Consider the following 12,690-nt stretch of genomic DNA (forward strand, 5'->3'; position numbering starts at 1 on the left):
GGAGTTGTCGTGACCTTACCCAAGCTGTTTCAAAACCCGTTTCGCCGCTGGCTCAGCCGTAGCGGCGGCGGGCGTCCAACCGTGCTCGTCAAGCAATTGCATGAGCGCGACCGGCGCCGCATGATGAAGCATTTCCTGTTGCTGGAAAAAAGCGACCGCCTGCTGCGCTTCGGCAGCGCCTTGCCCGATGAACTGGTGGCCCAGTACGTGCAAAAGATGGATTTTTCGCGCGACATGGTCTATGGGGTCTACAGCAGCACCTTCAAACTGGTGGGCGTGGGGCACCTGGCGTTCGCGCCGAAGGACAAGTCGCCGGCAAAAAGCGTGGTGACGGACAAGGAGCAGGTGGCGGAATTTGGCGTGTCCGTGTCGAAATCCATGCGCGGCATGGGCGTGGGCTCGAAACTGTTCGAGCGGGCGGCAATTCACTGCCGTAACAACGATGTCGATACCCTGTACATGCACTGTTTATCGTCGAACAAGACGATGATGCATATCGCCAAGAAGGCGGGCATGGAAATCCAGCGCGACTATGGCGAAGCTGATGCCTATTTGAAACTGTTGCCACCGAACCCGACCAGCATGCTGCAGGAAGCCGTGCAGGAGCAGTTCGCCATGTTCGACTATACGTTCAAGGCCAATGCGCGCGCCGCGTTCAAGCTGTGGGATCGCTTGCCGGGGCGCAAGAAGAAGCCCGGGCCACCATCACAATAAGGGCAGGGCCGTCGTATCCTTGATGCGCTGCAAGGCAAAGCTCGATTTCACGTCCAGCACGGCCGGGTGGCGCAGCAGGGTCGCCATCATGAAGCGCGAAAAGTGTTCCATGTCTTCCACGTGCACGCGCAACAGATAGTCCATTTCGCCCGTCATCGCATAGCAGGCCACCACTTCCGGCCATTGCGCCACGGCCACGGCGAAGTCGGCGCGCGGCGAGGTATTCGTCACCAGATTCGGCGCCAGCACGCGTGCCGTGCTGTGGGCGGTGGCGTCGCTGTGCTTTTCCAGCCGCACGTTGACGTAGGCAAGCAGGCCCAGGCCGATCTTTTCCGGGTCCAGCAGGGCCACGTACTGGCGGATCACGCCCGCTTCTTCCAGCCGTTTGACGCGGCGCAAGCATGGCGACGGCGACAGGCTGACCTGCTCGGCCACGTCCTGATTCGACAGGCGGCCATCGGCCTGCAGGACGGCGAGGATCTTGCGATCCGTTTTATCCAGCGTAATTTTGCTCATGCTTCCTCCGGTGGTTCTTGTTTCACGCAATATTATTGCGCAAATCATGATTGTTCGGGAGATCTTTGGCATTTAATGCCCGTGACCCGCGCCTATACTGTGCGCTACTTCTTGGAGGAGACATCATGCAATTTCAGCCTTGGGATAACCCGATGGGTACCGATGGTTTCGAGTTCGTCGAGTATGCAGCACCAGACCCAAAAGCATTGGGCAAGCTGTTCGAGAACATGGGCTTCACGGCCATCGCGCGCCACCGCCACAAGGATGTGACCCTGTACCGCCAGGGCGACATCAATTTCATCATCAATGCCGAACAAGATTCGTTCGCGCAACGATTTGCCCGTCATCACGGCCCGTCCGTGTGCGCCATCGCCATCCGCGTCGACGATGCGGCCTTTGTGTACCGCCGCGCGCTGGAACTGGGCGCCTGGGGTTTCGATAACAAAACCGGCCCGATGGAGCTCAATATCCCCGCCATCAAGGGCGTGGGCGATTCCCTGCTGTATTTCGTCGACCGCTGGCGCGGCAAGGGCGCCGACAAGGAAGGCGCCGCTGCGCCGGGCGGCATCGGCGACATCAGCATCTATGACGTCGATTTCGTCGCCATTCCGGGCGCCGTCGCCAACCCCGTCGGCCACGGCCTGACCTACATCGACCACCTGACGCACAATGTGCACCGTGGCCGCATGAAGGAATGGGCGAGCTTCTATGAAAGCCTGTTCAATTTCCGCGAAGTGCGCTACTTCGACATCGAAGGCAAGCTGACGGGCCTCAAATCGAAGGCCATGACCTCGCCATGCGGCAAGATCCGCATTCCGATCAACGAATCGTCGGACGACAAGTCGCAGATCGCCGAATACCTGGACCAGTACCATGGCGAAGGCATCCAGCATATCGCCCTGGGCACGGACAATATCTACGCCTCCGTGCAAGGCATGCGCGATACGGGTATCGATTTCCAGGATACGATTGAAACTTACTATGAGCTGGTCAACCGCCGCCTGCCGAACCACGGCGAGCAGCTCGACGAACTGCGCCGCCTGCGCATCCTGATCGATGGCCACAGCACGGAGAACGAACGCGAACTGCTGCTGCAAATCTTTACGCAGACGGTGATCGGCCCGATCTTCTTCGAGATCATCCAGCGCAAGGGCGACCAGGGCTTCGGTGAAGGCAACTTCCGCGCGCTGTTCGAGTCGATCGAGCTGGACCAGATCAAGCGCGGCGTGCTGAAAGATACGAACGCGGCATAAGTATTGTCCTGTAACAAATAGTAGTAAAAAAGGCAGTAGCACGGGAGTGCAGCGCAGCAAAGAACTGCGCGCCTTCCTGTGGTAGTCTACGACAAACAAGTCATTTTTCCGCACCGGCATGCTCACAAAGCGCTGCCGGTACGTGTGAGTTCAACCGACTTTGCACGCGTAGCACAGAGAATAATGGAGACAAGTAATGAATGCACCAATCAAGGGCTCGAGTCTTGAGCCGGGCGCGCACGCGTCCGAAATTTCCCTGAACGACAAATACACGCTGGAGCGCGGCCGCGCCTTCATGACGGGCACGCAAGCGCTGATCCGCCTGCCCATGCTGCAGCGCGAGCGCGACCTCAAGGCTGGCCTGAATACGGCCGGCTACATTACCGGCTACCGCGGTTCGCCCGTGACGTCCGTCGACATGACGGCGATCAAGGCCAAGAAATACCTCGATGAACACCACGTCAAATTCCACCCGGGCCTGAACGAAGACCTGGCCGCCACGGCCGTCTGGGGCACGCAGCAAACGAATCTGTTCGAGGACGCGAAATACGACGGCGTGTTCGGCATGTGGTACGGCAAGGGCCCCGGCGTCGACCGCTGCGGCGACGTCTTCAAGCACGCGAATAACGCCGGTTCCGCCAAGCACGGCGGCGTGCTGGTGCTGGCCGGCGACGACCATGCGGCGAAATCCTCGTCCACGGCGCACCAGTCCGACCATATCCTGAACGCTTGCGGCATCCCCGTGCTGTACCCGTCGTCGGTGCAGGAATACATCGACTATGGCTTGCATGCGTGGGCCATGAGCCGCTACACGGGCCTGTGGGTCTCGATGAAATGCGTGACCGACATCATCGAGTCGGGCGCCGCCGTCGATTTCGACCCGGACCGCGTGCAGATCACCTTGCCGACCGACTTCGAGATGCCGGCCGGCGGTTTGAATATTCGCTGGCCCGACACGGTGCTGGAACAAGAAGTGCGCATGAACAGCTACAAATGGTATGCGGCGCTGGCGTATGCGCGTGCCAACAAGCTCAACAAGATCATCTGGGACAGCCCGAAGGCGCGCATCGGCATCATCACGGCCGGCAAATCCTACCTCGATACGCGCCAGGCGCTGGCCGATCTCGGCATCGACGAGCAGACGGCGTCCGACATCGGCATCCGCCTGTACAAGATCGGCATGACCTGGCCGCTGGAAGCGGACGGCGTGCACGAATTCGCCAAGGGCCTCGACGAAATCCTCGTGGTGGAAGAAAAGCGGCAAATCCTCGAATACGCGCTGAAGGAAGAGCTGTACAACCTCAAGGATGGCGAGCGTCCGCGCGTGGTCGGCAAGTTCGACGACACGGGCGAGTGGAGCAACCAGAAGGGCACGGGACACGGCGACTGGCTGCTGCCGGCCACCTATGAGCTGAACCCGGCCATGATCGCCCGGGCCATTGCCAGCCGCATTTCGCGCTACTACGCGGGCCACCCCGTCGAGCAGCGCGTGAAGGAACGCATCGCCTACCTGGAAGCGAAGGAAAACGTCCTCAAGGCTATCAGCGTGAAACCCGATCCGCAAAAGGACCGCACGCCGTTCTTCTGCTCCGGCTGCCCGCACAATACCTCGACCAAGGTGCCGGAAGGCTCGCGCGCGCTGGCCGGCATCGGCTGCCACTACATGGTGCTGTGGATGGACCGCGAAACGTCGACCTTTACCCACATGGGCGCCGAAGGCGTCACCTGGGTGGGGCAGGCGCCGTTCACGAATGAAAAGCACGTGTTTACCAACCTCGGCGACGGCACGTATTTCCACTCGGGCATCCTGGCCATCCGCGCGGCCGTCTCGGCCAAGGTGAACATCACCTACAAGATTCTGTTCAACGACGCGGTGGCCATGACGGGCGGCCAGGAATTCGACGGGCCATTATCTCCGGCCATCATTTCGCGCCAGATCGCCGCCGAAGGCGTCGGCCCCATCATCGTCGTCACGGACGAACCGGAAAAATACCCGTCCGACTACGCCTGGGCGGAAGGCGTCACCGTGCGCCACCGTTCGGAACTGATGGACGTGCAGCGCGAACTGCGCGACATGCCGGGCGTGTCGGCCATGATCTACGACCAGACCTGCGCCTCGGAAAAACGCCGCCGCCGGAAACGCAATGAATACCCGGACCCGGCCAAGCGCGCCGTCATCAACGAAGCCGTCTGCGAAGGCTGCGGCGACTGTTCCGTGCAATCGAACTGCCTGTCGGTGGAACCGCTGGAAACGGAACTGGGGCGCAAGCGCCAGATCAACCAGTCGTCCTGCAACAAGGATTTCTCGTGCACGACGGGTTTCTGCCCCAGTTTCGTGACGGTGGAAGGCGGCGGCCTGAAAAAGCCGAAGAGGGCGGCTGCCGCCGACAAGGACGCGCCAGCCGCGCCGGCCTTGCCGACACCGCAGATTCCCTCGACGGCCGAACCGTTCGGCATCCTGGTGACCGGCATCGGCGGCACGGGTGTCGTCACCGTCGGCCAGATCCTGGCCATGGCGGCCCACGTGGAAGGCAAGGGCTGTTCCGTGCTGGACATGAGCGGCCTGGCACAGAAGGGCGGCCCCGTGATGTCGCACGTGCGCCTGGCGGACCGCCAGGAAGATATCCACTCGACGCGCGTCGGCACCGGTGCGGCTGACCTCGTGATTGGCTGCGATTTGATCGTCACGGCCAGCCGCGACGCCCTGTCGCGCATGGGAGAAGGCCGCAGCTGGGCCATGATCAACTCGACCAGCTCGTCGACGGCCGCTTTCGTGAAGAACCCGGACTGGCAATTCCCCGGCGCTTCGGCGCGCATGGAAATCGAAAAGGCCTGCGGCAGCGACCATGTCGACTTCATCGACGCGGGCCAGATCGCCACGGCGCTGATGGGCGACTCCATCGCCACGAACATGTTCATGCTCGGTTATGCTTGGCAAAAGGGCAAGGTGCCATTGAGCGAAGCGTCCATCATGAAGGCCATCGACCTGAACAACGTCTCGGTGGCGTTCAACAAGGCCGCCTTCAACTGGGGCCGCGCCGGCGCCCACGATACTGCCAGCCTGGTGCGCATGACGACGCCAGCCAAGGTGGTGGAATTCAAGCGCATCGACACGCTCGACGACATCATCGAAAAACGGGTCGCCCTGCTGACGGCTTACCAGGACCGCGCGTATGCGCAGCAGTACCTCGATTTCGTCGGCCAGGTGCGCGCCGCCGAAAGCGCCCTGAATGGCCCGCACCTGCGCCTGACGGAAGCCGTGGCACGCTACTTCTACAAGCTGATGGCCTACAAGGACGAGTACGAAGTGGCGCGCCTGTACACGGACGGCGCCTTCCAGGCGAAAATCGCGTCCATGTTCGAAGGCGACATCAAGCTCAAGTTCCACCTGGCGCCGCCGATCATGGCGAAAACGGACGCCCAGGGCCATCTGATCAAGAAGGAATATGGCCCGTGGATGCTGAAGGCCTTCGGCGTGCTGGCCAAGTTCAAGGGCTTGCGCGGCACGGCCTTCGACGTGTTCGGCCATACGGCCGAGCGCAAGATGGAGCGCGCGCTGATTCTGGAGTACCGCGCGACGGTGGGCGGCCTGCTGCCGAAGCTGACGACGGCCAAGCTGGCGCAAGCCGTGGCGATCGCCAGCATCCCGGAAGACATCCGCGGCTATGGCCACGTGAAGGAGCGTCATTTGAAGGCGGCGAAAGAGAAGGAAGCAAGTCTCTTGATCGCCTTTAACGCGCCGGCGCCGCTGCCGCCCGTCGTGGCGGCGCCCGTGGCGGCCACTGTGTGATGGGGTGAACTCCACGTTGTAGTAATGGCGCCTGCGGGCGCCATTTTTTCGTGTCAAAGAAAACAACGCCTGTCTGTAAAACGCATTATAATTTTTCGATAATTTCTTTTCGGAAAGTTTTCTCATGCATTCCCTGCGCTTTTCCGCCCTGGCGGTTCCTCTCGTATTGTTGTTGAGTGCCTGCGGCGGAGGCGGCGGCGATAGCGGGCCTGCGGCCCCTCCTGTGACGCCGACCGGTCCGACGGCGCTCGTCGCGTCCGCCACGGTGGCGAACCGCTGCGAGAAACCGCGTACGGGCAGCAGCGTGGATCTGCCGGGCACGCTGCTCGACGAGCTGACGTGGGTGCGCAGCTGGATCGATGAAACGTATCTGTGGTACCGCGAAGTGCCGGCCACATACCAGCCACAGAGCTTTGCCACGCCCATTTCCTATTTTGATGTGCTGAAAACGACTGCCATGACGGCGTCCGGCAAGCCCAAGGACCAGTTCCATTTCACCCTGCCGACGGCAGAGTGGGAGGCCGCGCAGAATGGCATCGAACTGGGCTACGGCATGCTGCTGGCGGTAACGCGCACGACGCCGCCGCGCAAGGCCGTGATCACGATCGTCGAGCCGGGCTCGCCGGCGGCGCTGGCGGGCTTGCAGCGCGGCGATGAGCTGCAAACCATCGATGGCGTCGATTTCGTCCATGCTCCCGACACGGCCAGCGTGACGATCATCAACGCCGGCCTGTTCCCCAAGGCGCAAGGCACGCACACGCTGGGATTGAGCCGCAATGGTGCACCCATGTCCGTGAGCCTGACGGCAGTCGACGTGAGTACCAGCGCCGTGCAGAACGAACGCATCATCGACACGCCCACGGGCAAGGTGGGCTATCTGACGTTCAACACCCACAATAATGTGGCGGAACGCCAGCTGGTCGAGACCATGCGCCGCTTCCAGGCGGCCGGCATCAGCGACCTGGTGCTCGACGTGCGCTACAACGGCGGCGGCTATCTCGATGTCGCCAGCGAACTCGCTTACATGATTGCCGGCCCGCAAGTTACTGCTGGCAAGACCTTCGAGCAGGTGCTCTTCAATGACAAGACCAGGCCGCAGGCACCCGTGCTCTTCCATGCGCAGAGCCAGGGTTTTCCCGCCCCGAATCCGCTCGCCAAGGGCACGCCGCTGCCCTCGCTGGGACTCCGGCGCGTGACCTTGTTGACCACCGGCAATACCTGTTCCGCCAGCGAGGCGATCATCAACGGCTTGCGCGGCGTCGACGTGGAGGTCAACCTGATCGGCGGCACGACCTGCGGCAAGCCTTACGGTTTTTATCCCGCACCGAATTGCGGGACCACTTACTTCGCCGTGCAATTCCAGGGCGTCAACGCCAAGGGCTTCGGCGACTTTGCCGATGGCATGGCGCCGACCTGCGACGTGACGGACGACTACCAGCATCAGCTGGGCGACCCGTCCGAAGGCATGCTGGCGGCGGCGCTGCGCTACCGCAGCAGCGGCAGCTGCACGCCGGCCACGGGCGCGACCAGACTGCTGAGTTCGATGGAGAGCCCTGCCGACACGGCCACGCGGCTGCTGCGTCCGGTCTACAAGGAAATTGCCATCTTGCGACGATAAGACGCATTTTTCTGCCTTGAGTACGCCCAAGGTGCCTGGTTTTCCTGCTCAAAAACCTTTCTATATAACAATTTTGATATATAGAAAGATGAATCGATTCGTTCTGGAATGACAGGCATTTTGCTATCTTCCCGCTTTTCTCCCACCTTGAGAAGCGCAACGATGTCGAAACAGTTCAAGTTAACCCCGCTCAGCCTTGGCGTACTGGCCATCCTGGGCGGCACCGCATGGCAGGCGCACGCACAAACGCAAGCGCCCGCAGCGGATCAGCAGGCGGCGGCCACCCCGCCAGCCGTCGTGGTCACCGGTTCGCGCATTCCCCGCGCCAGCCTGGAAGGCCCGTCTTCCGTCACCATCCTGACCGGCGATGAAATCACCAAGCAGGGCTACAAGAATGTCTTCGACGCACTGAACAACCAGGTGCAGAACAGCGGCTTTACGCAGGGCGAAGACTACGGCAACACCTTCACGCCGTCGGCCAATACCATCAGCCTGCGCGGCCTGGGCCCGAACCACACCTTGATCCTGCTGAACGGCCGCCGCCTGGCCGACTTCCCCATTGCCTATGACGGCGCGGTCAATTTCACCAACCTGGCGAACATCCCGTCGAGCATTGTCGACCGTATCGAGATTCTCAACGGCGGCGCCTCGGCCATCTATGGCTCGGACGCAATCGCCGGCGTGGTCAACGTGATCCTGAAAAAACAGGCGGAAGGCTTCGATATCAACGTCAAGGTCGGCGGCACCTCGCGCGGCGGCGCCGGCAACCAGCGCGTGCAGTTGACGGGCGGCGGCAATTTTGACAAGCTGCATACCCTGTTCAGCGTGGAATTGAGCGAACGCGACCCGCTGTGGAGCATGGACCGCGACTTCATGACCAGCCGCTCCGGCGTGCCGACGACGATCGCCGCGCGCCGCACCCTGACGAAAGGCGGGGCCGGCAGCTATGTCGACCTGGGCGATACCTGCAGCCAGTTCGGCGACATGTTCGGCGGCAGCGTCAGCAAGTACACGGCGAAAAACGGCAGCTATTGCGCCAGCCCGAAAGCTCGTCCCACCTACTGGACCACGCAGACCAAGAACAGCAGCCAGAACGTGTTCGGCAGCGCCAATTACGAGCTCGACGCCGACACCACCTTGTTTGCCGACTTCCTGATCGGCAAGAACAAGACCGTCAACAATACGCGCGGCCCGTCGTGGACTTCGGCCTCGCTGGGCGGAAATTCCTTCCTGAACCGGAACAGCAACGCCTATGAAGAGTGGACGCGCTTTATCTCGCCCGAGGAAATCGGCGGCGTGCAGCGCTACAACCGCAGCTGGGACGACCTGGCCACGGCCATCTCGCTCGGCGCCAAGGGCCGCATTCCGGGCAGCGCCTGGCAATATGAGGCCAACTACAACGCCTCGGTCTACACGAGCGAAGCCCACCGGCCGCAGTTGCGCTCGAATATCGACAGCTTCTTCCTGGGACCCAGGCTGGGCACGGACGCGAATGGCGTAGCCATCTACGCCCCCGATCCCGCGCGCCTGTCCCAGCGCCTGACGCCGGCCGAATTCGACAGCATCAGCGGCTACAGCAATAGCCGTGACAAGGCCTGGACGAATACCCTGAGCCTGGCCACGAATGGCGACCTGTTCCAGATGCCTGCCGGCACGGCGAAGATCGCCACGATTGCCGAAGCGAGCAAGCAGGGCTTCAGCAACGAACCCGATGCGCGCATCGACCAGGGCTATTTCAATGTCGCCACCGGATCGGGCGCCACGGCCGGCACCCGCTCGCGCTATGCGCTGGGCGCGGAAGTCAATCTGCCCTTGCATGAGAAACTGACGGGTACGCTGGCTGGCCGCTATGACCGCTACAGTTTTGCCGGCCGCAAGGAAGGCAAGTTTACCTACAACGCCGGCCTGGAATTGCGCCCGGCACCGGACCTGCTGTTCCGCGCCAACTACGCCACCAGCTTCCGCGCGCCGGACATGAACTACATCTACCAGTCCCGCAGCAAAGGCTATTATTCGAGCACCACCGATTACTACCGTTGCGATGCTGCCGGACAAGCCATCGACGGCTGCGAATATGCCAACAAGTCGCCGGGCGCCGATTACGTGCAGAACGGCAGCCGCGACCTGCAGTCGGAAAAGGGCAAGTCCTTCGGCGTGGGCGCCGTCTGGTCGCCGAGTGCCAATTTCGACGTCTCGGTCGATTACTGGAACATCAAGATCGACGACCTGGTGACGAATCTGGACGCCGACAAGCTGCTGCGCGACGAATCCGATTGCCGCCTGGGCAAGGCCGACATCGGCTCGCCGACCTGCATCGATACCCTGGGGCGCATCGAGCGCTATGCCGCCAACGCCTTGAACAAGGCGGGCGAGATCAAGACCATCACCGTCAACCCGATCAACGCGGCCAAGCAAAGCAGCAGCGGCATCGACGTCAGCGTGAAGTATCTGTTGCGTACGACGGACTATGGCCGTTTTGCCTTCAAGGCCAACTACGCCAGGGTGCTGAGCAAGAAATCGCAGCAATTTGCCGGCGACGAGGAGATCGACGAAACCAGGTCGATGACCAACAGGGATTGGCCCGACAAGCTGAACTTGAGCGTCAACTGGGCTGCGGGCGACTGGTCGAACACCTTGCTGGTAGCCCGCTACGGCAAGATACCGAACGGTGCAGGGAAAGCCTATTTGACGCCGACGGCGCTGGCCAACGTCAGCAGCGTGTACCGCATCAGCGACCGCGCCACCGTCTCGCTGATCGTCAACAACGTCTTCGACAAGATCAAGCGCGACAGCAGCAATGGCTGGCCGTACTACCCGACCGGCAACTACAGCCCGCAAGGACGCCAGGGATGGATCGAATTTAACTACCATTTTGGTACATAGATCGCAGTTGTCCGAGCAAAGCCGGAGCAGCCAACGCTGTTCCGGTTTTTTTGTTTTCCGGCGCGTTTTTTACGTGACCGTCACTCTATAATTGCCCGCTTGTTCTCTCTCGATGGAGTTTGACCCATGCTACGCCACGCCCTGCTGTCTGCCGCCTTGTTGTCCCTGTTTTCTGCCCATGCACATGCCGCCCCGGTCCTGACGACGGTGGCCGAACGCTCGGGCTTTTTGAATACGGGCCGCTACGCGGAGGTGGAAGCCCTGTGCCGGCAGTTCCAGGCGCGCTATCCGAAGCAGGTGCGCTGCGTGGAATTCGGCCGCACGCCGGAGAACCGCCCCATGCTGGCGCTGGCCGTCTCCAATACGGGCGCGCTGACGCCGGCCGAAGCGGCGCGCCGCAAGCTGCCCGTGCTGCTGGTGCAGGGCGGCATCCATGCGGGCGAAATCGATGGCAAGGATGCGGGCTTCCTGGCGCTGCGCGAAGTATTGGAGGGCAAGGCGGCGCCCGGCGCGCTCGATAAGCAGGTGCTGCTGTTCGTCCCCGTCTTCAATGTCGACGGCCACGAACGCTTCGGCCAGTGGAACCGTCCGAACCAGCGCGGCCCTGTGGAAATGGGCTGGCGCAGCACGGCGCAAAACTACAATCTGAACCGCGAATACATGAAGGCCGATACGCCCGAGATGCAGCACATGCTGGCGCTGGTGAATGCCTGGGACCCGCTGGCCTATGTGGACCTGCACGTCACCGATGGCGCACAGTTCGAACCCGATATCTCGATCCAGGTCGAACCCGTGCATGCGGGCGATGCGGCCCTGCGCGTGGCCGGCACGGCCTTGCGCGATAATGTCCTGGCCGACCTGGCCAGGCAGGGCTCCGACCCGAAGCCGTTCTATATCTCGTTTGCCGAGAACGACAATCCGCAATCGGGGTTTGTCGATTCGGCGCCGAATCCGCGCTTCTCGCATGGCTATTTCCAGCTGCGCAACCGCTTTGGCATGCTGGTGGAAACCCATTCGTGGAAGGACTATCCGACCCGCGTGCGCATCACGCGCAACACCATTGTCTCGCTGCTGTCGCAGGTGGCGCAGCATGGCGCGCAGTGGCGGCAAACGGCAATCGAGGCGGACGCGCGCGCCGCGCAGCTGGCCGGCAGCACCTTGCCGCTCACGTATAAGACGACGGACAAGAGTCGCATGATCGCGTTTCGCGGCTACGCCTACACGCGCACGCCGTCCGAGGTGTCGGGCGCGCTGATGACGCGCTACGACGAAAGTGCGCCGCAGATCTGGAACGTGCCCCTGCGCGATGAAATCGTGCCCGACCTGCAGCTGGCCGCGCCGAAGGCAGGCTACCTGGTGCCCGCTGCGCAGGCGCAGATGGTGGCGGCCAAGCTACGCCAGCATGGCGTGTCGTACCAGGTGCTGGCCACCGCGCCGGGCAAGCTGCCGGTCGAAGCCTTCCGCGCCACGCAGGTGAAATTCGGCGCGCAGTCGTTCGAGGGCCGCCAGACGGCGGTCGTGCAGGGCGAGTGGCAGAAAGAGGCGCGCGTGGTCGGCGCGGGCGCGCTGTACGTGCCCGTCAACCAGGCCAAGGCGCGCCTGGTCGTGGCCCTGCTCGAACCGCGCGCCCCGGATTCCCTGCTGGCGTGGGGCAGCTTCAATACGGCCTTCGAGCGCAAGGAGTACATGGAGGAATATGTGGCCGAAGATGTGGCCCGCGCGCAACTGGCGGCCGATCCGGCGCTGGCGGCGCAGTTCCACCAGAAGCTGGCCGACGACCCTGCGTTTGCCAGGAGCCCGGCCGCGCGCCTGGAGTTCTTCGCCCGCCGCCATGCTTCGTGGGATGAGCGCCTGAACCTGTATCCGGTGCTGCGCACGGATGTTGCGCCAGCACTGAAATAAGGAAAGCCGCGCCA

7 protein-coding genes are annotated in these 12,690 nt (G+C 62.4%); 6 read left to right on the forward strand and 1 reads right to left on the reverse strand.

Annotated elements, in window-relative coordinates; translation table 11 throughout:
• Nucleotides 1-9 precede the first annotated feature (9 nt).
• Nucleotides 10-714: a GNAT family N-acetyltransferase gene (locus BXA07_RS01880; RefSeq protein WP_076565102.1), complete on the forward strand. Its 705-nt coding sequence runs from the start codon at nucleotides 10-12 to the stop codon at nucleotides 712-714.
• Here BXA07_RS01880 and BXA07_RS01885 read toward each other — a convergent pair.
• A complete protein-coding gene (locus tag BXA07_RS01885; protein ID WP_034753092.1) occupies nucleotides 706-1,230 on the reverse strand; it encodes an Lrp/AsnC family transcriptional regulator in 525 nt (174 codons plus the stop codon). The two genes, BXA07_RS01880 and BXA07_RS01885, sit on opposite strands and share 9 nt — an antisense overlap.
• Before the next feature lie 125 nt (nucleotides 1,231-1,355).
• Here BXA07_RS01885 and hppD point away from each other — a divergent pair, with 125 nt between their 5' ends.
• The 5 genes from hppD (at nucleotide 1,356) to BXA07_RS01910 (ending at nucleotide 12,676) form a co-directional block, all read left to right on the forward strand.
• On the forward strand, nucleotides 1,356-2,483 hold the full coding sequence (hppD, locus tag BXA07_RS01890) for a 4-hydroxyphenylpyruvate dioxygenase (protein ID WP_076565105.1): 1,128 nt from the start codon (nucleotides 1,356-1,358) through the stop codon (nucleotides 2,481-2,483).
• Nucleotides 2,484-2,679: 196 nt separating this feature from the next.
• Nucleotides 2,680-6,273 (forward strand): indolepyruvate ferredoxin oxidoreductase family protein, encoded by a 3,594-nt coding sequence (locus tag BXA07_RS01895; protein WP_076565107.1) that lies wholly within the window; start codon nucleotides 2,680-2,682, stop codon nucleotides 6,271-6,273.
• Between the two features lie 124 nt (nucleotides 6,274-6,397).
• Entirely contained in the window at nucleotides 6,398-7,891 is a 1,494-nt protein-coding gene (locus tag BXA07_RS01900) for a S41 family peptidase (protein ID WP_076565110.1), read from the forward strand.
• Nucleotides 7,892-8,053: 162 nt separating this feature from the next.
• Entirely contained in the window at nucleotides 8,054-10,774 is a 2,721-nt protein-coding gene (locus BXA07_RS01905; protein ID WP_076565113.1) for a TonB-dependent receptor plug domain-containing protein, read from the forward strand.
• 126 nt (nucleotides 10,775-10,900) lie between these two features.
• Nucleotides 10,901-12,676 carry a M14 family metallopeptidase gene (locus BXA07_RS01910; RefSeq protein WP_076565115.1) on the forward strand — a complete coding sequence of 592 codons (1,776 nt, stop codon included), beginning with the start codon at nucleotides 10,901-10,903 and terminating at the stop codon, nucleotides 12,674-12,676.
• Nucleotides 12,677-12,690 lie beyond the last annotated feature (14 nt).

Origin of the sequence: Janthinobacterium sp. TND4EL3 (assembly GCF_900156175.1) — a bacterium.
Lineage (GTDB): Bacteria > Pseudomonadota > Gammaproteobacteria > Burkholderiales > Burkholderiaceae_D > Janthinobacterium.

Bases quoted from the DNA above. Each gene is read 5' to 3' on its own strand.
- hppD (WP_076565105.1), top strand. From the start codon at position 1,356: ATGCAATTTCAGCCTTGGGATAACCCGATGGGTACCGATGGTTTCGAG.
- BXA07_RS01905 (WP_076565113.1), top strand. From the start codon at position 8,054: ATGTCGAAACAGTTCAAGTTAACCCCGCTCAGCCTTGGCGTACTGGCC.
- BXA07_RS01895 (WP_076565107.1), top strand. From the start codon at position 2,680: ATGAATGCACCAATCAAGGGCTCGAGTCTTGAGCCGGGCGCGCACGCG.
- BXA07_RS01885 (WP_034753092.1), bottom strand. From the start codon at position 1,230: ATGAGCAAAATTACGCTGGATAAAACGGATCGCAAGATCCTCGCCGTC.
- BXA07_RS01900 (WP_076565110.1), top strand. From the start codon at position 6,398: ATGCATTCCCTGCGCTTTTCCGCCCTGGCGGTTCCTCTCGTATTGTTG.
- BXA07_RS01910 (WP_076565115.1), top strand. From the start codon at position 10,901: ATGCTACGCCACGCCCTGCTGTCTGCCGCCTTGTTGTCCCTGTTTTCT.